The organism is Helicobacteraceae bacterium, from assembly GCA_031258155.1.
GTDB lineage: Bacteria > Campylobacterota > Campylobacteria > Campylobacterales > SZUA-545 > JAIRNH01.
In genome coordinates, this window is sequence record JAIRNH010000018.1 from 1 (window position 1) to 22,991 (window position 22,991).

Annotated in this window: 19 protein-coding genes; 9 read left to right on the forward strand and 10 right to left on the reverse strand. The window is 52.0% G+C overall.

Features of this window, described 5'->3' with window-relative positions; translation table 11 throughout:
- Positions 1-287, forward strand: a 287-nt coding sequence (locus LBF86_02335) for a hypothetical protein (protein MDR0664344.1), incomplete at its 5' end; no start/stop codon positions are given.
- Between the two features lie 322 nt (positions 288-609).
- Here the strand turns inward: LBF86_02335 and LBF86_02340 are convergent.
- Together LBF86_02340 and LBF86_02345 are read right to left on the reverse strand one after the other, a co-directional pair.
- The gene (locus tag LBF86_02340; protein ID MDR0664345.1) at positions 610-897 is read right to left on the reverse strand and encodes a hypothetical protein; all 288 of its coding nucleotides are present in this window, start codon (positions 895-897) and stop codon (positions 610-612) included.
- A 1,279-nt stretch (positions 898-2,176) separates the two neighbouring features.
- Positions 2,177-4,636, reverse strand: a complete 2,460-nt coding sequence (locus LBF86_02345) for an HD domain-containing protein (protein ID MDR0664346.1) — start codon at positions 4,634-4,636, stop codon at positions 2,177-2,179.
- Between the two features lie 188 nt (positions 4,637-4,824).
- Between LBF86_02345 and mqnE the strand changes: the two genes are divergently transcribed.
- The 5 genes from mqnE to LBF86_02370 all read left to right on the forward strand — a co-directional run bounded on the left by mqnE (position 4,825) and on the right by LBF86_02370 (position 8,393).
- Positions 4,825-5,844: an aminofutalosine synthase MqnE gene (gene mqnE, locus LBF86_02350; protein ID MDR0664347.1), complete on the forward strand. Its 1,020-nt coding sequence runs from the start codon at positions 4,825-4,827 to the stop codon at positions 5,842-5,844.
- A 217-nt stretch (positions 5,845-6,061) separates the two neighbouring features.
- Positions 6,062-6,448, forward strand: coding sequence for a hypothetical protein (locus LBF86_02355; GenBank protein MDR0664348.1), 387 nt, complete (start codon positions 6,062-6,064; stop codon positions 6,446-6,448).
- 57 nt (positions 6,449-6,505) lie between these two features.
- Positions 6,506-7,090: a hypothetical protein gene (locus tag LBF86_02360; GenBank protein MDR0664349.1), complete on the forward strand. Its 585-nt coding sequence runs from the start codon at positions 6,506-6,508 to the stop codon at positions 7,088-7,090.
- A 120-nt stretch (positions 7,091-7,210) separates the two neighbouring features.
- Entirely contained in the window at positions 7,211-7,570 is a 360-nt protein-coding gene (locus LBF86_02365) for a hypothetical protein (GenBank protein ID MDR0664350.1), read from the forward strand.
- Between the two features lie 406 nt (positions 7,571-7,976).
- The gene (locus tag LBF86_02370; GenBank protein ID MDR0664351.1) at positions 7,977-8,393 is read left to right on the forward strand and encodes a lysozyme inhibitor LprI family protein; all 417 of its coding nucleotides are present in this window, start codon (positions 7,977-7,979) and stop codon (positions 8,391-8,393) included.
- A gap of 272 nt (positions 8,394-8,665) precedes the next feature.
- Here the strand turns inward: LBF86_02370 and LBF86_02375 are convergent, their stop codons facing one another.
- The 3 genes from LBF86_02375 to LBF86_02385 form a co-directional block, all read right to left on the reverse strand.
- Positions 8,666-9,142, reverse strand: a complete 477-nt coding sequence (locus LBF86_02375) for a DUF3972 domain-containing protein (protein MDR0664352.1) — start codon at positions 9,140-9,142, stop codon at positions 8,666-8,668.
- A gap of 4 nt (positions 9,143-9,146) precedes the next feature.
- Positions 9,147-9,647, reverse strand: a complete 501-nt coding sequence (gene purE, locus LBF86_02380; protein ID MDR0664353.1) for a 5-(carboxyamino)imidazole ribonucleotide mutase — start codon at positions 9,645-9,647, stop codon at positions 9,147-9,149.
- Between the two features lie 266 nt (positions 9,648-9,913).
- Entirely contained in the window at positions 9,914-10,330 is a 417-nt protein-coding gene (locus tag LBF86_02385; protein MDR0664354.1) for an Hsp20/alpha crystallin family protein, read from the reverse strand.
- Between the two features lie 177 nt (positions 10,331-10,507).
- Here LBF86_02385 and LBF86_02390 point away from each other — a divergent pair, with 177 nt between their 5' ends.
- The 3 genes from LBF86_02390 to LBF86_02400 are packed head-to-tail and all read left to right on the forward strand — an operon-like array spanning position 10,508 to position 14,270.
- Positions 10,508-11,662, forward strand: a complete 1,155-nt coding sequence (locus tag LBF86_02390) for a toll/interleukin-1 receptor domain-containing protein (protein MDR0664355.1) — start codon at positions 10,508-10,510, stop codon at positions 11,660-11,662.
- Complete coding sequence (locus LBF86_02395) at positions 11,662-12,804, forward strand: toll/interleukin-1 receptor domain-containing protein (protein MDR0664356.1); 1,143 nt, start codon at positions 11,662-11,664, stop codon at positions 12,802-12,804. Before LBF86_02390 ends, LBF86_02395 begins: the two co-directional genes overlap by 1 nt.
- Positions 12,801-14,270, forward strand: a complete 1,470-nt coding sequence (locus LBF86_02400; GenBank protein MDR0664357.1) for a DHH family phosphoesterase — start codon at positions 12,801-12,803, stop codon at positions 14,268-14,270. The genes LBF86_02395 and LBF86_02400 overlap by 4 nt, the downstream gene beginning before the upstream one ends.
- A gap of 4 nt (positions 14,271-14,274) precedes the next feature.
- On the opposite strand, the gene LBF86_02405 is transcribed toward LBF86_02400, so the two are convergent.
- The 5 genes from LBF86_02405 to LBF86_02425 form a co-directional block, all read right to left on the reverse strand.
- A complete protein-coding gene (locus tag LBF86_02405) occupies positions 14,275-14,856 on the reverse strand; it encodes a hypothetical protein (protein MDR0664358.1) in 582 nt (193 codons plus the stop codon).
- A 110-nt stretch (positions 14,857-14,966) separates the two neighbouring features.
- Entirely contained in the window at positions 14,967-17,336 is a 2,370-nt protein-coding gene (cadA, locus tag LBF86_02410; GenBank protein MDR0664359.1) for a cadmium-translocating P-type ATPase, read from the reverse strand.
- An 84-nt stretch (positions 17,337-17,420) separates the two neighbouring features.
- Entirely contained in the window at positions 17,421-20,141 is a 2,721-nt protein-coding gene (locus LBF86_02415) for a RecB-like helicase (protein ID MDR0664360.1), read from the reverse strand.
- Positions 20,138-22,363, reverse strand: coding sequence for a PD-(D/E)XK nuclease family protein (locus LBF86_02420; GenBank protein MDR0664361.1), 2,226 nt, complete (start codon positions 22,361-22,363; stop codon positions 20,138-20,140). Before LBF86_02420 ends, LBF86_02415 begins: the two co-directional genes overlap by 4 nt.
- On the reverse strand, positions 22,353-22,988 hold the full coding sequence (locus LBF86_02425; protein ID MDR0664362.1) for a hypothetical protein: 636 nt from the start codon (positions 22,986-22,988) through the stop codon (positions 22,353-22,355). Before LBF86_02425 ends, LBF86_02420 begins: the two co-directional genes overlap by 11 nt.
- Between the last annotated feature and the right edge of the window lie 3 nt (positions 22,989-22,991).

The following is a 22,991-nucleotide window of genomic DNA, read 5'->3' on the forward strand; positions in this document are numbered from 1 at the left end:
CGGTTATTAAACCGCTTGATAGCTTGCTTAGTTGTCAAGGAACCGCCAAAATAAAAGAGCGTAAAACGCCTTCCGAATTGGTAGGGCGGAATTATAGTAAAAGTAGCTTAAAGAGTCAAAAAGAGAGTGTGGCGAAATTGGCTCAAGCCACGATAAAAACATTGTTCTTTGGGATTTTGGGAGCGCGGCGTTTCTTAAGCGTCTGTTTTAACGCCGCAGGCAAAAATAACCTTGCCGTAAGAGCGCCGCCGATCAAAACTAACGCGGTAGATCGCGCGTTGGCTTAGCGCGTTTTAAGACGGGCGGCGGCGCTCGAAAACGACGGCTCCAAAGAAAGTCCGACGAATGATTGCGTCGTTTCGATTCCAGCTTTGGGCGAAGCGATCGCGATTCGGTTTTGGCGAAAACCGCGTCGATTGTTTATGCGCCGCGTATGTTTCGCGGTCTATTTTGCGCGATAATCAATATGCCGATCTATAGTTTTAGAGCCAACTATATTAAACCAACTCTCGGGAGACTCGTATGTTCCCTTATGGCAACCAGACTGTCCGCAAATAAACGAATAAGGCTCGTCGTTAGCCGCATCCATATAAGCGCTAAATCTCGAGCTCATATCCGTTTCGTAATAGCGCCATACATAAAAAAGCCGACGGGAGATTCAATTGCGCCAAATATCTCTTCAAACTTGTTCTCGTTTGGAACAAAGCCTACGTTGCCATAAAGCGAAAGTATAAGCGCGTAATCCGAATCCTCCCCATCGTCAAACGTAACGCTTGCGTGCATACCAGGCTCTACGTTACATTTTTCGTAATAAATTAGGTAATCGGTATATCCCGCTTGCGCTAATCGCTTTCGCAACTTTGTTTTCTCATCGTTGGTTATGGTTACGTAGGACATGTTGCTTGTTGTATGATTAAGCCGAATGTTCGAGCTATCAAAAGACGGGAAAGTCGCGTAGCTCTCTAAACCGCCTTCGCCGTCCGTTGTTGGCTGAAGCCGCGAACAAGGAGGGGGATCGTCGTCGTCGTTTCCGCCTCCTCCTCCGCAACCCGCTAACAATATTAGAAAGGTTAGGCTAATTACAGAGAGATCTTTTTTTTGACCTTCGATAACGGATTAAGGATCGATCCAAACTGAATGAGTTGCATTGCAGCAATCTCCCTCTTTTTCCTGCTTGAAATCAAAATTAGCGAATGTTAGATCGTCTCCGCTTAAATTAGTTTTTCTTGCCCAGCAAAAGCAACACGCGACGTTGCCCAATAAAACGCAAATTATCTTTTTCGCGTTCGCATAAGCAAAAGGGCGTTTTGCCTAGCGCTAGGCGAAAAACGCCGATTATATTACCGCTTACGTTTATTCTGCCATCTATAGCCTAGAAGCGCCAATTTATATTACCGTCGCTTTTGTTTATTACTTTTAGAGCGGCGAGAGGCAAAGAGAGGTCTTTTTATCGCGAGCGTTCGCTTCGCGTTATAGCGAGGCAAAAAAGGTTACGCCCGAAACCGCGTTTGCTTAAAGAGAGCGAAAGCGGATTTGACGCAATGAAAAAAGCTAGGAACAATAGAGAGGTTTTACGTCCCTTTACATAAACGCGCTAAAAGCCTACATTTTTATACGCATCGGCGTTAAAAAAGCGGGAGATCGACGCGACGATAAAAAAGATCGGCAAGGGCGATCTAAGCGCCTACTATCATATAAACGGCGGCTACGAACGCGATGTTTTTTTGGTTGCGGAGGTTCTTACAGAAAGAAATTCGACGCGCTCTTTCGCGGTCGCCGCACGCAACTAACCTATCGCAAAAATAGCATTTTATGCGACGCGAAAGCCGCTTTCTTTGCGCCGTCCTACGTTCGCCGCGAATTTAGCCGATCGCGCCGCGCCCTTCCCGTCATACCCGCGCGGAGCAAGCGCAAGCGCTTCGTAATCGCGGAGCAAAACGGGTATCTATCTTTTTGATGATCGTTGTTGATAGATTCCCGCTTTCCTGCGCGATTACGGGCGGTAAACCGCCCTATCGCTCCGCGCGGGCATGACAAGAATATGGATTCCCGCGATCTTGCGCCTTTAGCGCTTCTATCGGAGTAAGCGCTTCGCGGGAACGACGAAAGAAACGGGAATGGCGAGACGCAAGATCATTAGTGAGCGCGGCATAATCTTGGACGCGCGGTCTTGCTTCTACCCTTCCTTTGTTAGTTCGGCGGCGATCTCCTTGGCGCGAAAGGAACCCGTTTTTTCAATCAGGAACAGATCGTTCGCTCTGCCTTTGATCGTGGCGATCTTGGCGGCGGCGATATCTATCGCGCGCCGATCAAATATATCGATAATAAACGCCATCAATCCCTGCTGATCGGGCGTATCGAGGCTCATTCGCGCGTATGTCGGCGAGTGATCGAGGTCGATCTCTATCTCCTTTTTCTTAATAACGGGGCGGGCGTATCTCATCGCGCGGCTCATATCCAGCGCGTTTTCCACCAGTTGGGCTAGATCGCCCATAGGCTCGTCGTATGGCTTGCGAAAGAACATTCTGAACATTTTCGCGCCGTCGAATAGTTTGAATATATCCATCGCGCCAAGATCGAAACGGCTTAGCTTGCCAAGTAGCCAACCAAGATTAAACGGCGCTTTGCTGATCGCCTCTAGCGTCAGGGCGGGGGCGCTAGTCGCGGTAAAGCTAACGCGATCGGTATCGGCGGCGCGTTTTGCGAGATCGACGATTTCGGGCGGTTTATGCTTGAGAAAAAACAGCGCCGAATCGATCCCCAAAATCCGCCGTTGAAGATCGCGGTTAAGCGCCGTAAAACCGTCGTAAGAGAGCAGTTGCTTCTCTTTGCGCATACGCGCCGCCGCCTCGCCGATCTGATCGTTTTTATCCAGCGCGTCGATCGCCCTTGAATATAGCTCGCGTAGCAGTTCGGCGGCAAAGGGCGTATAAACGCCGGAGGCGACCGCGCTCATATCGCATATCGTCAGCAGGTAGAGCATGGTTACCAGCGCCTTTGAACCAAGCCGCGAAGCGAACGCGAATACGACGCGATCGCTGTAAATATCCCGCGATCTAGCGACGGCGTTCATCAGGGTATGCGTTCGGATTAGGAGCATTCCGCGCTCGGTCAGATCGGGGCGAAAACCGAGCGTTTTGGCAAAACCGCGAAATCTCAACGCGCCCGCTTCGCTGTGATCGCGCGCGCCGCCCTTGCCGCAATCGTGCAGCAGGGCGCTCAGGCGGAGCAGCGCCTGCTCTTCGCCGCTAAGCGCGTTAAAAAGCTCTCCAAGCTCGCCCTCCAATAGACACATATTTTTTAGCGTCAAAATGGAGTGTTCGTCCGCAGGGCGAGTGTGATAGCCGTCAAATTGCGCTAGATTGATCACTCCTTTAAGCGGCGGCAGAAGCGTTTCTAATATGCCCGCTAGATCAAAAACCTCCACGATCTTATAGCAATCGGGGCGATCAAAGATCGCGCGGATCGTCAGCTTTATCGACGATCCAACCCGCGTTCCCCCCGCGCGGCGCAACGCCATTACAAACGAAACGTCGTAATCCGATCCGATCGGCGCGTCGATCGCCCGCCGCGTCAGCGCGCTCAGCGTTTCGCGCCGCCCGTCAAACGGCGCGGCGATCGCCTTCGCAGCCGATCTCTCGCCGCGCGTAAGTTTTGCCAGATAGTATTCGCAGTGGCGACTGATCGTTTTAAGCGCGCCCAATACCCGCTGCAAAAAAAACCGCTCGGCTTTACGGGTTTTGGTATCCTCGTAGCCGAGCAACAGCGCCGCCTCGCGCTGATACTGAAAGAGCAAAACGTCCGATTTCTTTTTCGCTAGCAGATGAAGCGCGATACGGACGCGGTAGAGCGACTCTAGCGCCTGATGAAACTCTCTGTAGTCGTCCTCGTCGATTATCGACCCTACAAGGTCTTTCGTGGAGGTAACGCCGTAAAGCGTTTTCGCGATCCAAAATAGCGCGTTCGCGTCGCGCAATCCGCCCGCGCTTTCTTTAACGTCGGGTTCCATCGCGATCGGGTTTTTGGCGCGGCGCAGACGGTATTCGTCAAGTTTTCGCGCGATGTATTCGTCCTGATCTTTTAGGCGAATCTTGTTTAATTTTGTTTCGATCTCCACCTGCAACAGACGCGATCCGCAAAAAAACCGCCCCTCTAGCATAGCGGTTTTGATCGTAATATCGCCGCTTGCCGCCGCCTCCAACTCGTCAAGCTCGTGAACGCGATGTCCAAGATGAAAACCCGAATCCCACGTCAAATACAAAACCCGCTCGATCAGCGGCTTGATGCGATAACCCGCGATCTTCTTATAAACGATCATCAAATCAATATCGGAATAGGGCGCGCACTGCTCCCTGCCAAAACTGCCCAGCGCCAAAAACGCGATCGGCAGCGCGCTATAAGGCGGCGCGTAATCGCCGAAATGCCCGCGCAGGACAAAGCGGTAAAAAGCGGCGACAAACTCCTCCATAGCCCGCGTATGCCAGACCAAAAACGCGCGCGGGTGCGAGTGCGAAAAGCGGCTTGAAAGCGCCTCGTAGTAGGCGATTCGCTCCTCTTTGAACAGTCGCGAAACCTCGAAATCGTCCGCGTTTTTCTCGATCAGTCGTTCTAGTTTTTCCGCAAAATCCAGCCGCACCTTTATCCTTTTTACCGATCGCTCGCGAACGCCGACCTCTGTTGGCGATTAACGCGGCGACGCTTTTGACGATTTGTTTAATTCGCCGATTAGCGTTTTATCCTCGCGCAAGTATCGGCGTTATTATAGTCTCGCGCTGTTACAATGGCGGGGTTAAAAAATAAACGAAACGATTAAGACGGATTGATATGCGATTTGACGAGGCGCTAAAACTATACGACCTAGAGCTGTTTGATCTGGGCGCGCGCGCGAACGCGTTGCGGAGAAAATATCACGGCGACAAGGTTTTTTACAACCGCAACCGCCATATAAACCCCACAAATATCTGCTCCGATCGCTGTTTATTCTGCGGGTTTTCCGCGCACCGCAAAAATCCAAACCCATACGCGATAAGCGCCGAAGAGATCGTAGCTACGGCGATCGCCGCGCAAGAAAGAGGCGCGAAAGAGATTCATATCGTCGGGGCGCACAACAAGAAGCTGGGGCTTGAGTGGTATTTTGATCTGTTCAGATCGGTAAAACGAGCGGCGGGCGGCATTCACCTAAAGGCGATGACGGCGGCGGAGGTCGAGTTTCTATCAAGAACGTACGATCTGAGTTTCGGCGAGATTTTAGATCGTATGATCGAAAGCGGCGTGGATAGTATGCCGGGCGGCGGCGCGGAGATATTTGACGAGGAGTTGCGCGCCAAAATCTGCGGCGGCAAGGTCAAATCCGCCGATTGGCTAACGATCCACGAGCTGTGGCACAAACGCGGGCGCAAAAGCAACGCCACAATGCTCTTTGGGCATATAGAAACGCGCGCTCATCGCGTCGATCACCTGCTGAGGCTACGCGCGTTGCAGGAAAAAACGGGCGGCTTCAACGCCTTTATACCGCTGCTCTATCAGACGAAAAACAACTTTTTAGAGGTAAAAAAGCCGCTTGACTCGGAGGAGATACTAAAAACAATCGCGATCAGCCGTATTGTTTTGGATAACGTGCCGCATATCAAAGCCTATTGGGTAGGCTTGAGCCTTAATCTCGCTTTGGTGGCGCAGGAGTTTGGCGCGGACGATATGGACGGCACGATCGAACGCGAATCGATCAACAGCGCCGCCGGCGCGGACAGCAAAAACGGGGTAAGCGAGAAACTGATGCGCGATCTGATTATAAACGCGGGCTTCACGCCGATAGAGCGCGATAGTTTATATAAGGAGATCGGCTAACAAAGCGACGCTTTATCGCCGTTTGCGTCTCTCGCCCTTTGGCTTCGCGCGTCCTTTGTAGCTTCCGCGTTCTGTCGCCTAACATCTCGTTCAGCGGACAGCCAAAAGCGCTTTGGCGAAAATAATCGGTTTAGCGCTAACATATCGCCTAATCTTGTTGCGGCGGACTATCAGAGGTTACGCTTTTGCCGTCCGCTAAACTCCGGCGTTAGGTCTTATGAGAAAACAGTACCGCTTCCGCAACAGCGATCAGGGACTTCTGGCATGGAATGTTGATACTCTTATTCGGCTCGCGGCAAACCTAGAGGCTATTGAATATCCGCTCGACGAAATACGCGAACTAGACGAACCATACTGGTATGACTTGGAAGGCGATAGTCCAACCTGCAAATCCATCGCGAATCACATTCGCTTGGTTCAAGCCGCCGACCTCGCCTACCCAATAATCCTCTGCCCAGCGGGGAAAGTGATGGACGGCATGCATAGAGCGGTAAAAGCCTTCTTGGAGAACCGTAGGTTCTTGCTTGCGTATCGTCTGCCATATCTGCCAGAACCGGACTATGTTGGAGTTGATCCAGACGACCTACCTTACGACGAGGTTTAACAATTTATTCAAGCCGCCGTTTCGCGGCGCGGCTTAACTCAAACATTAGGGGAACTGATGGCGCGATTCTTGATTCTCATCTTGTTAGCATGTCCAACAGTAGCTTTCGCAAACGCTGGATTACCAATGCTTGCGGTTGTTTGGCCCATGTTTATACCCGCATTCATACCCGTCGTCGCCATCGAAAGCTGGGTCGTTCATCGCTCTTTGAATATTCCATGGCGTATTGCGGCGACTCAAATGGTCAAAGCCAATATCTTTTCTACGCTCATTGGTATTCCTCTTGCTTGGCTTGCCGCCGTTGCGGTTGAGTTTTTTGCGTTTTGGGCGTTGTATGCTACCGGCGCGGAGTCGTATCTACCGCATACCGTTGTTGAGGCGGGCAGAATCATCTTCTCCATGTCTTGGCTTGGACCCGGCGGCAACGGCTATTGGAGAATCCCGATAGCTGCGATAGCGCTACTCGTTCCTTTCTTTTTCGCTTCATTTTGGACTGAAGCGTGGTATGCCAGTCGCAAGCTATGCCCAGAAGCGCCAGAACAAGCGCGACGCGCAATATGGAGAGCTAACGTACACAGCTATGTCGGGCTATTGTTTGCCTATATCTGCTGGTTGGCATTCGGTTTGATAACTCATGCGTAAACCGCCTTTCAAGTTGTTTCTCCGAAACACGGCGCTACGCCAAAAACCACAGCTTAACCTTTTATGGCAAGGGGCGACGGCAAGCTACCGCCCCTCTGAACTCCAGCGTTGTACGTCGTAGTGGATACCTCTTTAATTCCGCCGGGCGAATACTGCTACCGCGTCATTAAAATCCGAGAAGGCGAAATCCTTAGTCAAGAAATTGAAAAATTTGGGCGCGAACTCCGCGAGTATAGCTATAATGGCGCTTACAAAGAGGTTCTTTGCCCCTATTGGCAAAAAACGGCATACGGTACCGTTCGATGCAATTTTCTTGATCGGGAATTTGTTGACGACGAAGATCCAAAATCAATGGAGAAGATCGTAGCCCATTTTGGATCGCCAGACGCGCCCGATAAGTTTAAGCGATCTTGGGCTTTATCAGACGAGATAAAGATTTGCGGAATCCGAGACGATGAAGACGGCAAATGGATCGACTAGACCTAAAACAATTGCTTTGAGAGGGACGCTCCGCCGGCAAGCCGTCTTCGCGCCTCGCAAAGCGATGAATTCGGCGACTCACAAAAATTCAGCCGTCCGCAAACCGCGCGACGCTATCAAACCGCATATGATTGCAGCGCCAATTCCTGCGACCTTGCGCGCTTTCAGTAAGCGTTCAAATGAGAGTTGCGGCGAACAACCCGACAAAGGTTCCAGCCGACGCAAAACGGCGGCGGGATCGCGGCTGAGTTTTGGCGTTAGGTCATTGTGGGTCGCCTATGTTCGCCGCTTTTCGCCGTCTTGCGGACTTAACCTTCCGCGTTTTGACGGCGGCTGTCGCCTAATATCTTGTTCAGCGGACAGCTAAAAGCGCTTTGGCGAAAATAATCGGTTTAGCGCTAACATCTTGTCCAGTGAACGCGCTAAAACGCGCGGCTGGACTTCAACGTTAGAGGTAAAAATGCTTAATCGCCAAATTTTAGCTCTTGTATCTACTTTCTGGTTATTTATCGCAAGCGATTACGCGTTTGCTAGCTCGCGAATGGAATACGTGGAAAAAGCGCGCGAATCGTGGCGGCAACAGAACGAACTAATGGAAAAAAGTTACAATCGCCTTCTATCGGAAACCGAAGCCGAGCCGGATAAAGAGTCCGTCCAACAGCTAAAACAGGCAAAAGAGAGCTGGGAGGAGTTTAGGCGTCTATTCTGTAAATCCGTAAGTAAAACCTATGGCGGGGCGTGGGCTGGCGTCCATGAATCGGAATGTAGGGCAAATCTTGCAAAACAGCTTCAAATTACTATCGATGACAACTACGGTTGGTAGCCTCTTATTCGTTCAACCGGACGCGCCGGTTAATTCAAATAGCGCCAACCGCCCATGCTCGCCGCCCTCGCCAACGCCGCTTTCGCGTTCTTTCGCCTGAGCGCGATCGGCGCGCGGTTTTGCGGCTTACTTTACCGATAACGATTTTGACGGCTACCTCGCGTTTTAACAGGCGCTTTTAACGACTTGATCGGCGCGAGAATGGCGAGCGTGCGATCAACGCGGATCGGCGTAAGACAATAAAACTACGCTCTCTTGGCGCGCCAAGGCGATCAGCCTTTTTTCTCGCTCGCGTATTCGATCGCTTTACCCCACATAAGTTTATATTTTCGCTTGACAAACTCCAGCTCCTCCTGCGCGAACGCAAGCTGCTTGGTTAGCGTTTCAATCGATTTGCGATCCTCGTCGTAAAGCTCTTGCATAGCCACTAAACCCTCTTTAAGAAACTGGTTTTCGTTTTTCAGCGCGCCTAGCGTTTCGTCTTTTGCCCCGATCACCTTTTCGTGCATAGACAAAATCGTCCCGACCGTCTTTTCCACAAAACTCATCGCGCTTGTATGCCCGTCGAAAACCAGTTCCGCCTCAAGTTTTTTTGGCAACATTAAACTAACGCCGCTGGCGCTTTCAACCATTCTTTTCCCGCTTTCAATCTTGCTCGCCAATTTATTATCGTCGCATAACGCCTCGATCTCGGCGGCGTCCTTGCCTACAAGTTTTGCAAATTCTTCTACGCTTAACCATGTTTGCATTTAGTTATCTCCTTGCTAAACGAACCTCGATCGATCGCGAATCAAGCTCCGCTTGCGCGCCTATGTTTTGCCGATCTTCAAGCAATTTCCTAGCCAACTTGGGATCGTTTAACGCCAGAATCTGCGCCGCTAGATACGCCGCGTTGATCGCGCCGTTAATCGCCACGCACGCCGCGGGGATTTTAGACGGCATCTGAACGCAGCTAAGCAGCGCGTCGATCCCGTTTAACGCGCCGCTGGCGATAGGAACGGCGATAACGGGCTTGGTCGTTCGCGCCGCGATCGCGCCCGCCAAATGCGCCGCCATACCCGCCGCCGCGATAAACGCCAGCGCGCCGCCCTCTTCCGCCTCTTTCACGTATTGCGCCACGCGATCGGGCGTTCTGTGCGCGCTCGCGACTATCGCCTCGTAAGCCACGCCCAGGCGCTCTAGCGTTTTTGCGCACTCTTGCATTAACGTCCAGTCGCTTTTGCTACCTAAAACGACGCTTACAAACGCGCTCATATACCTTCCTTCTCGTCTTGATAGTTAGATTTTAGCAAATGCGGCAAAAATCGCGAGGCGAGCGGAAGTTTATATCCGCGAAGAAGGATTTTGGCGTTTTTAATCGCGGCGTATCGCTACGCGCGCGTTGGTTTATTGGATTGTTAAAAAAGGGCTGGAGGGCGGAAGCGTTTGCCCGCGTAAAAATTGCCCGACACATAATCCCGCCGTTTTATCGGCGTTAGCGATCCGCCGCCCGTTAGGCGGCGGTAGTCCGGCGTTAACCGTTAGTTGACGCTAATTTGTTTCGCGCCTTTGGATTGAATCTTGGGAAGCGTTAGGGTCAAAACGCCGTTTTTATACGCGGCTTCAATCGCGTCGGCGTCGGCGTTATCGGGCAGGCTAAAACGCCGCTCGAATCGTCCGTAACGGGTCTCTAGGCGGTAGAAATCCTCCTCTTTAACCTCTTCCTCAAACTTCCTTTCGCCGCTTATGTTCAGCGCGTTGTCCTTTAGATCGACCGAGATCGCGTCCTTATCGACGCCCGGCAGATCGAGCGCGATCAGATACGCCAAGTCGGTTTCGCGAACGCTAACGGCGGGCGTAAAGCCGGCAAGATTAGGCGTTACGTCGTTTTTATCGCTAAAAGCCTCCAACATATGGCGGCGAAACTCCTGAAAAGGATCAAATCTTTGAACTATCATCTGAAACTCCTTGCTTGTGTTTAGCGCTATTATGTTTTAAGCGCTAAGAGAATTATACAACATTGAGCCTATCATTGTCAAGTCTTTTTACAAAAATTATTCAACTTTTCGTCGGACGCCGTTTCTCAAACAATTAGCGCTAAGATCGGTAAAAAAGACGGGGGACAGAAAGCAAGTTTGGCGGCAAAACAGTTTGCGTTTGTTAGTTATTCCCATAAAAACGCGAGAGCGGCCTTGGCGATCGTCGATCGCGTTGCGAAAGCCGGTTACGAAGTATGGTGCGATCGCGGCATAAAGGTCAGCTCCACGTGGACGGACGAGATCGCTAGAGCCATCGAAAGGTGCGAGGTTTTCATCGTCTTTTTATCCAAAGACTCCGCGCTATCGCTTTTCGTGCGCAGCGAGATCGAATACGCCTTCCAAAAGCGCAAAAAGATAGTCCCCGTCTATTTGGATCCGATAGAGGAACTGCCGCCCGGTTTGGCGATCGGGTTAAACGCCATTCAGGGGATTGTGGGTTCTAGTTACGCGACGCTCGCGCAAAAAATTTGCGCCGCATTGTCGCAAAACGGCGTTTATAACTCTTCCAAACCTTCCGCAAAAAAGAGGCTCGCCATCGCTTTAACGCTGATCGGCGCGGTTTTGATCGCTTTTGGCGTTCTGTTCGCGTTTCATCGCGACGCGGTAGAGGGCTTCGCCGCCAAATTAGGCGTAAACGCCGCGCCGATCAAAACTCTTCCGCTCGCAAAAAACGAATACGCGCCCGCCGAACCCATTACGTTCAAAACGGATAAAACCATTCAAGACAAGATTAAAAACGGCGCGATCGCGGGAGTAACTCGCGTCGGCGCGAGCGATAAAGAGTGGATAATCATCAAGGAGATCGCAAAACCGTCCGCGCCTATTCTCGTGCGCGCGCCCGGTTTCGCGGGCGAATACGAGGCGAGAATCTACGCTTTGGACGGCGCGTTAATAGCCGCCAAACGATTTAGCGTATCCGAAGGCGCGCCCGTCGGATACAAGATTGGGATAGGCAAAAACGCCTACGCGCCAAACGAAAAATTTTCGGCGAAGATCGACGGCGTGAAAAAAGACGCGATCGACAGCCGTATGGTCGTAGGCGTTTGGCACGTCTGGGCGGATGGAGGAGACGCGATTACAAAAAGGATCGTCGATAAGAAAAACGCCTCGATCGCGTTTGTCGCCCCAAGTTCGAGCGGGCGTTATGAGATCCGCGCGTATAATAACGGGGAAATTTTGACAGAAGCTACGTTAATGGCGAGAGCGCAGATAAACGTGCGAAAATTAAGCGAAACGCAAGGAGTCAAATAATGGCGGACAACAGAGGAGCGCCTTACGTATTTATCAGCTATTCGCACGAAAACGCGAAGCTGGTTTTATCAATTATCGAATCGATTGTGGATAAAGGCTACGCCGTCTGGTACGACAAGAGCATAGATATATCTTCCACCTGGACGGACAATATAGGTCGGGCGATTATCGAATGCGAAGTAGTCGTCGCCTTTATCTCCAAAGAGTCTGTGGCGAGCAAATATGTGCGAAACGAAATCGAATTTGCTTTGAGCAAGAATAAACGCGTCATTCCCGTATATCTCGACGGCATGGAGATTTTACCGCCCGGCTTGGCGCTCGGATTAAACGCCACGCAAGGCGTGGTGGGCAAAAAAGAGGTCTCCGAGATCGCCAAACAAATTTGCGCTGGTTTGGAGTTCAACGCCGTGCAACGCGATCGCGACGCGTTTGAGCGAGGCAAACGCAAAAAGACGCCGGCGCTTGCGAAAGTCGCGGCGGTCGTTTGCGCTTTGGCGCTAATATGCGGCGGCGGTTATTTTTTTGTTAAAAGCGTATTCCGCAACGCTTACGAGATAACGCTAGACAAGCAAATATATCTGCCCGCCGAACGGATAGCGACGCGAATAGCCGAAGTTACCCCAGAAATGATCGTTAGCCGCGCGGTTATCGGCGTTTGGGATAAAGACGAGCGGAACGTTTCGTCGTATAAATCTTACAAACTGTTAAGCGATCCGCCGCCGTTTTTAAGAGCGCCTGTCGAGACGGGCGAATACGAGGTTCGCATTTACGCTTCGTATATTAGCGAGAGTTCCGACGAGCCAAAAAGCGCCGCCGCGTTTTCAGTCGCCAAAGACTCTTTGGGCGCGTTTGAGATATCTCTTGTCGAGGACGAATGCGTTTCGGAAGGAGAAATTCACGTTAACGTAAAGGGCGTTTCGCAAAAGATGATCGACGATCGACCTATTGTAGGGCTTTACAGGGTCTCGGCGCCGCACGATGGTCATATAGAATATGTGCCGGTGCGCTCCGAACAAGGTCTTCTCTGGTTCAACTGCCCGTTAAACGAAGGCGAATACGAGATTAGGGCGTATTCCAACTCCGACGTATGGGAAGCCGAAACGCTTGTGGCGTCCGTGAAATTGTTAGCGGTAAAACAATGACGCTTAAAGCGATCGCCGCTTACGACGAGGTAGTAATTCAGTGCCACGACGCGCCCGATCCCGACACGATCGCTTGCGGTTTCGCGCTGTGGCGGTTTTTGACCGATAAAGGCGTAAAAGTTAGACTTATATACGCCGGAGCGCAAATGACCAAGCCAAACGTGGTTTTGATGGTCAAAGCGCTTGATATACCGCTAGAACACGTTAGCGATCTGCCGCGCGCAAAACTGCTGATAACGGTGGACTGTCAGTATGGCGCGGGCAACGTTACGCGCTTTGAATGCGATCGCTTCGCGGTTTTTGACCACCACAAGCGGGAGATTCCCGATTCCGACGATCTTGTTATTTTCCCGCGTCTTGGCAGTTGTTCGACGCTGATTTGGAATTTGTTACGTAAAGAGGGCTTTAATTTTGCCGACAACGCGACGATTGCCACCGCGTTGGTTTATGGATTGATTACCGACACGTTCGAAGGCGCGGAGTCGCTCCACCCGCTCGATCGCGATTTGGCGGAGTTTAAAGGCGCCGATATGGCGCTGATAAAAAAGCTCAAAAATTCCGCGCTGACTATGGATGATCTTAAAACGGTCGCGCTCGCGCTCTCCTCGTCGCAATTGGTCGGCTCGATCGGAGCGCTACAATCGGACGCGTGCGATCCTAATCTACTAGGCTTCGCCTGCGACATAGCCAAACAGGTGGAGCGCTTTGATTGTTGCGTGGTTTACGCGCCGCAAAACGCGGGCATAAAGTTGTCGATCAGAAGCTCCGTGCGCGAAACGATGGCAAACGAGTTAGCCGCGTATATAACCGAGGATGTGGGAAACGGCGGAGGCAATAGCGAAAAGGCGGGAGGGTATATCTCGCTAAAAGCGCTGGCTGGCGTTAGCCCTATGCGTTTCATAACGGATAAAATTAGAGAGTATCAATCGAGCTACCAGCTGATCTATTCGAATCAACGTTCTATCGATTTCGCATCTATGCCGAGCTATCGCAAGTTGCCAATCGCGATCGGATTTGCGCCCACGACCGATATTTTCAACGAGGGCGAGCCTATCTGCATCCGCACGTTAGAAGGCGACGTGGATACGTACAGCTCCAAAGACATATACCTAATGATCGGAACCGAAGGCGAAATCTATCCGATACTAAAAAGCCGATTTGAGGCGAGCTACGCGGTTCTGCCCGATCCGTATTCGCTCGCTACGGAATACGAGCCGACGATTATCAATAAAAGCACGGGGGAGAAAAAGCTGGTCGTTTCTTCGGCAAAATGTTGCGTCGCGCGCGTTAACAAGATAATCCGCGCCGCGCCGCTATCTAAAAACGCCAAACTCTTTACCGTTTGGGATACGGAGAAATACTTCTGCGGCAAAGTCGGGGATTATATCGCGGCGCCAATCGACGATTTTAACGATCCTTATATCGTTAAACGCGATATTTTTCATAAAACCTACGAGCGGATATAGCGCCCTATTTTTTGCTGATAGCCGACACCTCTCCGGCAATTAGCGTTTCGCCGTAAAACTCGATAGCGGCGTATTCGCTTTCGTCGTTTCTGGACTTTTTATTCAGCATATACTCGTTTTCTTCAAAGGTGAGATCGTAGTTATAAAGGTGCAAAACTACGAAGCGCGAAACGGGAATAGTCGTTATATGAACGTTGTTGCTGATCGTTTTTAGCGACGTGGGACAAGTTACGATCGCTCTCCACACGAAGTATTCCGCTTGAGCGCGAATATATTCAAGCTCTCCGGAAATTACGCCGCTGATCGTCGCGTTGTTGATAACTACGTCGTGTTCTTTTAGAATCTTCGCCGCCTCGAAACGCGCCGCATAGGAGTTTTTGGCGCGTTCGATCGCTTTAGCGATCATATCTTTGTAGATCTGTTGAGTATCTTGATAGATCAGCGCGTCGATCGCTTTGCCGTCTATGTATATGGCAAACGCCTCTTCGCTCAGGCGAAACCGCGAAGCGTTTATGGCGCTTTCCGCGCGCGATTTCAGCTCTTGCAGAAACAGCTCTTCGATGTCGGACGTTTTTTTATCGGACATAGATACCCTTTAACGTTTATGTAGAAAAACTTTGCGATTATACGCTAAAAACTTGAAACCGCCGCTTTTACCGCGATTGGCGACGGACGGGTCGGGCTTAGGTTGCGGCGCTAAGCTCTCTTGCCGCCGATCGATTTGATTCTTAACGAGTTGCCCACGACTAACAGCGAACTAAAACTCATCGATAAAGCCGCGATCAGCGGAATAATGTAACCCATGCACGCAAGCGGGATAAGGCAGGCGTTGTAAATAACGCTTAGGGCGATATTCTGCTTGATAACGCGGTAGGTTTTTTTACTAAGTTTTACCGCGAACGCCAGATCGCTTAGACTATCTTTAAGCAACACGAGATCGCTCGCGCTTATCGATATATCCGCGCCGCCGTGCATGGCGACCGCGACGTTGGCTTTAGCCAGCGCGATCGCGTCGTTAATCCCGTCGCCCGCCATTATGACGACGCCCTTTTCGCGGTAGCGATCGACTAGCGCGGCTTTATCTTGCGGCAAAAGCGCCCAATGCAGATCGCCGATTCCAAGCGCTTCGGCGGTCGCTTCGGCGGCGTTTTTCGTATCGCCCGTTAAAATAGCCGCGCTTAAACCCGCCGCTTTAAGCTCTTCGATCGCTTCGAGCGCGTCCGTTTTAAGCGTGTCCGCAAGCAAAAACTCCGCCCGCAAAACGCCGTTTTCGGCGAAGTAAAAACGCGATCCATCGCCGGTTGTTTCGCCTACGCGCACGCCGTTTTCACGCATTAAGGCTTCGTTGCCGCCTAGCAGATTTTCAGCCGCCACGCCGCGACCGGCGATCGCTCTGACGTTCGCGATCGGCGAGGCGGCGGCGGGGCTTAGATACTCCGCCACGCCCTTTGAAACGGGGTGCGAGCTCGAACCGATTAACCCTAAGAGCTTAGCCGCGTCAAAGCCCTCGCGCAGATCGGCTTTGATTACGCGCGGTTTGCCGATCGTAAGCGTTCCGGTTTTATCCAGCAGCAAAAACTTAGCTTTCGCCAGCGTTTCTAGGACGTTCGCGCTTCTAAAAAGGATATTGCGCTTTGCGCCCTCCAGCGCGCCGACCACGCTCGCGATTGGCGTAGCCAGCGCCAGAGCGCACGGGCATGCGATTACGATAACGCTCACGGTAATCGTCAGGGCGCGATCAAAACTAGCCTCAAGCGCGAAAAACCACGCGCAAAAACAGAGCGCGGCGATCGTTAGGATCGTAGAAGAAAAGTAGCGCGAAAGGCGGTTTGCCAGATTCGCGATCATCGGGCGGTTTTCTAACGATCCCTCCAGCAAGGCGTAAACGGCGCGGAAGGTCGAATGTTCGTAATCCTTTTCGGCGCGAATCAGCAACACGCCGTCGGTATTGATAGAGCCGCCTATAACCTTGTCGCCAGCCCCTACGATCAGCGGCTCGCTTTCTCCCGTCAAACTCGCCGCGTCCAGCGCCGCCGTTCCGCTCAAAACCGCGCCGTCGAAGACGATCCGCTCGCCCGCCGTCGACTCGATAATATCGCCGATCGCGATCGTTTCGGGCGCTACGCGCTCTTTACGATCGCCGACGACGCGCGTTACCTCCTGCGGCGCGGAGGCGATAACGGAATCGAGCGCGTCAACCGCGCTTTTTTTCGCGCGCACCTCCAGAAACTTGCCGATCAACACAAAGGCGATAATCATCGTTACCGAATCAAAATACGGCTCCGCGCCGCCGATCAACGTAGCGTATATGGAGTAAAAATAGGTCAAACTAGCGCCCGTCGCCACAAGCAGATCCATCGTAACAAAGCCGTTTTTCAGCCCGTAGTAGCCGCCGCGAAAGAAAATCCAGCCGCTAAAAAAGAGCGTGGGCGTGGCAAGGCAGAACTCTACCGCGTAAATCACGCGCGCTAGCGCCTCGTCCATTCCGCTAAACAACCCTAGATAGCGCGCCACAGCCAGCCACATGACGTTCATAGCGGCGAAAACCGCCACGATCAGACGGGTGTAATACTCTTTGCGCTCCTTGTTCGCCCCCTCTTCGGCGAGCTTTGGATCGTAGGGCGCGGCGTCGTATCCGATCGATCGGATTGACTCGACAATCTTGCTTAATTTTATTTTCGCGGGATCAAATAGTATTTTGGCTTTATTGGTGGTGAAGTTAATATTCGCCTCGATCACGCCGTCTAAACGGTTGATTATCTTTTCGTTCAGCCAGACGCACGCGGCGCAATGTATGCCTTCGATCGCCAATCCGACCTCGAAAAGGTTGTTTTTGATCGAAATAAAACGCTTGACGAAACTATCCGAGTCAAAGCGCTCCAAATCCTTTCGGTTCTCTTTGGGGCGATCGAGGGTTTGAGCGCCTTTTAGATCGTAAAATCCGCCTAAATTGCAATCGCGCAAAAGATGAAAAACGCTCTGGCAGCCCTTGCAGCAAAAGTTGCGTTCGCCGTCGCAAATCGCCGCGCTAGGCGACGTTTCAAGCCCGCAGTGATCGCACTTCATATCGCCTCTTTGCCTTTGCTAAGGCGCTAAAACCTCCGCCTTCATATCGCCGCGCCGCGCGTAAAGCGAAAAGCCTCCCGCGTTTCACGCGAGCGCCTTCAAACTAGTTTGCTCGCCGATATAGGCGATATAGCCTTTCGCGTCGCGTCCGGTGGCGGTTTTGAGCGCGTCGAGATATTTTTTAACCTGTTTGTCGTGCGACAGGTTTGGTTTGCCGCTTTTGTAATCGATCACGATCCAGCCCTCCTTAGCGTCGATAAGCAGATCTAAACGCATCGCTTCGCCTTCTAGCGTCAGCGTCGCCTCTTTATAACGCCTGCCGCGTCTTATTATATCGCGAAAGTTCGAGTTAGCCAGTAGCGAATTAACGCGCGTTTTCACCTCGTCGATCGGCGCGTTCAAGCCGTAGCGGTTTCGCGCGCTTTCGATCGCGGCGTCTATATCGGGCGCGTCAAAATCGCCCATCGTTTCCAGCGCGTAGTGTAGCGCCAAGCCAAAATCGCGCGCTTTGCTATCGCCGTAAAACGTTTCTCGATTCTTAACGAAAGCGCTTTGCGCTCCTAGTTTTCGCGGGCGTATCTCGATGGCTTCCGGCGGCGTTTGCTTTTGCGCCGCCGCTTGCGGAAAATACGGCTCGCCCAAACTTTCCTCGCGCAAATCCAACGGATCAAAGATAGAGTTTTTGGGCTTTTTGACGATGAACAGCGAATCGCGCGCGCGCGTTAACGCCACGTATAATTCGTTTAGCCGATTGCGATTTTCCGCCTCTTTTTGCAGTTTTAGCGCTTCGGCGTAATCCTCGTCCGCGTATTCGCGCCGCCGTTGCCGCCAGCGAATCGGAGCGGATCGCGCGCTTTCGTTATCAAATATCAATCTATCTTTTCTCGGATTTGGAGCGCTAAGCCGATCCGATACGATCGTATGCGCGAACTCCAGCCCCTTCGCCTTATGCGTCGTCAGCGCGCGAAGCCCGCTTTGCGCGCTTGGAGCCGCGTTGATTTCAAGCGCCTCGAAACCGTAGATAACCTCCTCGACAAAGTTAAGTTTCGCCGTCCACTCCAAAAAATTAAGCGTATCGGGATCGGCAAAGCCAAAACGCCGCGCGATCGTAGCGCAAACGCCAAGCGGCGTATCGTCGAGATTGACGCCGTTTAGATCGAACTCGCGCGTTGCGAGCGCGTTCGCGTTTGCTAAATAGAGCGCGTTGCGATCGAAGTAGAGGTATTTTAGCGCCTCGTATATCGCCAAAACCTCGCGTCGGCGATTTAGCTTTTGCGTCGTTTCCGTGATCACGCTTAGATCGCAAAACCGCTCGCGCAGACTTTCGGCGATCGTCTCGCCGTCCTCGTTTTTCCAAACCAAGACCGCGATTGATTCCGGCGCGACCTTATTTTCCAGCAGCTCGCCCACGATTTGCAAAATCGCCTCTTTTGGATCTTCGGCGCATATCGTTCTGACTAGCCCGCGTTCGCTTCGGCGCGGTTTTTGCGGCGTGAAATCCGTAAATAGCGGCGCGAAAACGCGATTGGCGAACTCCACGACGACGCTAAGGCTTCTGTAGTTATTCTCCAGCGTTTGGCGCTCTATGTTCGCGTATCTGGACGCGACATAGTTAAACAGATAAGGAGCGCCGCCGCGAAAACGGTAGATCGACTGTTTTTGATCGCCGACGTAAAAGAACGATTTGATCCGCGCCGTTCCCGAACCGGCGGCAAACTCTTCGATAATCGGACGCAGAATTTCAAACTGTATCGGCGACGTGTCCTGAAACTCGTCGATCAGCAGATGCTCGATTCGCGCGTCTAGCCTGAAGTAGAAAAAATCCTTATTCAGCTCGCTAGTTAGCAGCGCGTGCGCGAAATGCGTTATATCCGCGAAATCCAACAGCCGCTTTCGTTTTTTCAGCGCCGATCTGCTCTGCGTAAAGCAGTCGTATAAAGCGGCGAGTCTTGAGAGCGCGTTTTGCTCTTTAAGATCGAAATAGCGCTTTAACGCCGCCTTGAAATCCGCAAACCTCTCGTCCATTTGCGGAGTGAAAACTTTTTTAAAATACATATAGTCGGCGAGGCTCGGTTTGGCGATCCAAACGTTGGCGCGCTCTAGCGCCTCCGAAAGATTGTTCGCCTCCAGCGCTTTTTTGCCGCTTTGGCTTATTTCGCCGCTTTCAAGCGCCGCCGCTTTTATTCGCGAAAACGCCGCAAAAGCCGCGTCTTTCGCCGCCTCGATCTTGCCGCGATCGATCGGATTTTGGCGTTCAAGCGTTTGCGCCCGCTCGTAGAGTTTGGCGAAGATCGCGAAGCCGTTTTGAACGTTTTGCTCCGTTTCTAGTAAAAATCGTAAAAAATCGCCGATCAACCCTTGTTTTTGCGCCTCGATTAAAAACGCGTCGATCGCCTCGTCCTCGTCTATTGCTCCTACGTCAAATAGCGGAGAGAGTCCGATATATAGCGAAAACCGCCGCAAAATACGGCTGAAAAACGCGTCTAGCGTCATAATGTTTGTGTCGGCGCGTAAAAACGCCCTATATACGTCGGCGACTCTTTTTTGCAGCTCGTTTGGAGCGCAGCCAAGCTGATCGGCTATTTCGGCTAACTCCGCCGTTTGCTCGCCGTTAGAGACGCCTTCTAGCAGCTTGGCGATCCTTTCAAGCATCTCGTTTGCCGCTTTGTTGGTAAAAGTCAGGCATAAAATCCTCTCCGGCGCGGCGCCCAACAAAAGCAGCGCGACATAACGAAGACTGAGCAGATAGGTTTTGCCGCTGCCGGCGCTCGCCTCGCACGCGAGATACGGACGAAATTTACTCACTGCCGCCTCCCGCAGAGCAAAGCGTATTCGCAATAGGAGCAGGGCTTGCGGCTTTGCGCTAGATCGAATGATTGACTAGGCGATTTGAACTCCTCGACGCGCGCCGCGAATTGTTCCTCGTATTTTTCAACGTCCATATAGCTTATCTCGCCGCTTTTAAGCGAGTAGTAGCCCGCGCTTATGTTTTTAGCTTCGTAGCCCAGCGCGATCGCGAGCTCGCGGTATATCATAAGCTGGAAGTCGATCTGATCTTCGGGATTCGCGGCGAAAACGGGTAACGCGCCGCTTTTGTAGTCGAGTATCTCGACCTTTTCGCCATTGCGATCGATCCGATCGATCCGCCCGTTAAGCGTTACGCCGCGAAAAAACGCGGTCGCCTGTTTCTCCGTTTCCACAGGTCGCCAGCCCTCTTTGAAGCGGCGTTTTTCGTTTTGGCAAAACTCGTCGATGGTTTCAATCCACATAAGCGCCTCGAAACCAAGCCGTCTATCGCCGTCGGTTCTCTTTCGCAGCTTCGCCGCGATCGCCTCGCGCAGATCGTCCATCGTCGTTTGCTCGCGAAAAACTTCCGCCAGCGCTTCGTGCAACGCCGCCCCCGCCTCTTTGGGATACGAGGTTTTCCTAAGCAAATCGTCCTCTTTCAGCTTTTGCTCGTATTTGTAATAAAAACTTCGTTTGCAGGTTAAATAACATTTAAGTTTAGCGGCGCTTAAGCTCTCCTGTTTGAAAGAGTCGCTTTCTATCGCGGGCGGCTGGTAGGCGCTCAAATGTGAAACGCCGCTTAGTTTGCGATCGAGCGGGTAGGTTTGCGGCGATAGTTTAACGCCAAGCTCTTTGATAAAGCGGCTCGGCTCGGACCTATCGTTTTGAACGCATAGGATCGTTTTGCGTCGCGCTCTAGCAAACAGGCGCCAATACAGCGATCGCTCGTTGTCCTCGCGATCGGCGTAAGTTGGCAGCCCCGCCCGCGCTCTTACGGCGGCGTTTAGAAAAAGGTCTTTTTGGCTTCGGCGAGGAACTATGTCGTCGTTAAAATCCGCGACTATAACCGCCTCAAAACTAACGGCGCGAGTTTCTAACGCGCCCAAAACGGTGATCTTACCGCCGCGGTTATCGTCGATTGATTTTGACTCCAACGCTTGAACGAATAGGCGCAGGCGCTCCTTTCGCGTTAAGCTAATCGCTTTGAATACCGGCGACAGCTCTCCTAACGCTTGCGAGGCTTTTTCTTGCTCGTCCTCGCTTTTAGCTAACGCCAAAAGCTCCTCCAACGCGCGGTAATTTACGTCAATCTTGGCGCGATCGATATAGGCTTTCGCGATTTTGCTATCGTCGTAATCCAACAAAGCGCGCAACGCGCGGTAAAAACCGCTTTCGCTAAAGGGCGTTCCCATAGCGAAGTTAAACAACTCGTAGTCGTCAAGACGGCGCAGAATTGGCGCGAAATCCTCGTCGGGCAGAATGACGGCTATCTTTTCGGGCGCCACGCCTCGATCTAGATAGTAAAAAACCTCGTTTATAATCGCGTAGGCTTGCTTAGCGCGTTCTTTGACGCTAAATAGGCGAAAATCGTCCGTCGGTTCCAGCCGATTTTCTTTGATCGCGGCTATCGCGGATAGAGGCGCGAGAACGGCTCTCATCGCTTGGTCAAAAGGCGAGGGAGTAATCGATACGCTTAGCGGCAAAACTCCCGCCGCCGCCGCGAATAACTTTACCTCAAACGGCGTAGGCGTTCCTTCGATCGTTACGTTAAGAGCGTCGAACTCTTTAAGCCAGCCCAGATTAAGCGCGTAACGCTCGGCGATAAAACCGCGATCGGCGTAAGCCAATCTGTCTAACTCGCCGCGATAGAGCGTTTTTAGCTCCTGCAATACGGCGATATGTTCGTCGTATTCGGCGTAAACGTCGCCTCCCGATAGATCGTTTGGCTCTACGCCGTATTGCGACAGCTCGTCGAAAAACTTCAAAAAAAAAGGCGCGTGATCCAAAAAAACCAAAAAATCGTCGGATATACCGAGTTTTTGAGCGTTTTTCAGCCGCGCGCTCGCCGCTTTCAACGCTAATTTGCGCGTTATATCGTCGATTACGACGCGGCGCGGAACATAAGCGATCCGCTCTTCAAGCTCCGCGATTGTCAAGATTTTGGGGGCGACTCCGGAAATCGCGGCAAAACGATCGCGACGCGCGCGATTCGTGGGAACCGCGAAAAGCTCAGCGGGCATACAACTCGCGGTGCAGATATGAGAACGCTTTTGGCGCGGCTACGCGCAAGGTTATGCGGTATCGCCCCTCTTTGGGTATGTCAAACTCTTCAAAATTGTAGGCGTTCGCCTCGAAACGCGATTCGATTCTTTGATCGAAAGAGCCGTCGATACCGCTAATTTGCGCGCTGATATTCGCCTCTTCAATTAACGCGCCGCTCTTATCGCGCAGGATAAGATCGAAGCTGTTTTTGCCAATTCGTAAAGCGTGCGGATAGTAATTTACTTCGCCGCGCGCGTTTGTCGCGCCGACTGGGCGATCGGAGTAACTCGCGAAGTTGACCTGAACGTCGTAAAGGCTCTCAAACAGCGCTTCGGCTTCTTTAAGCTGATTGAAGCGTCTATCCGCGTCTTGATAATCTTGCATATAGCGCCTGTCGGGCGCGGCGGGATTGAAGTTTTGCGAAACGACGACGATGGCGACTAAAGCCGCAAACATACAAAAAAGCGTTCCAACTATGACGAACGGCGCTAACGGGCGTTTGACGAGATTAAACTTTCTTACGACGATAATAAGGGCGCTTATTACTACAAACGCCGCTATGACTGATTTGGCGACAATATACGACGCGCTTACGAAATCCATAGC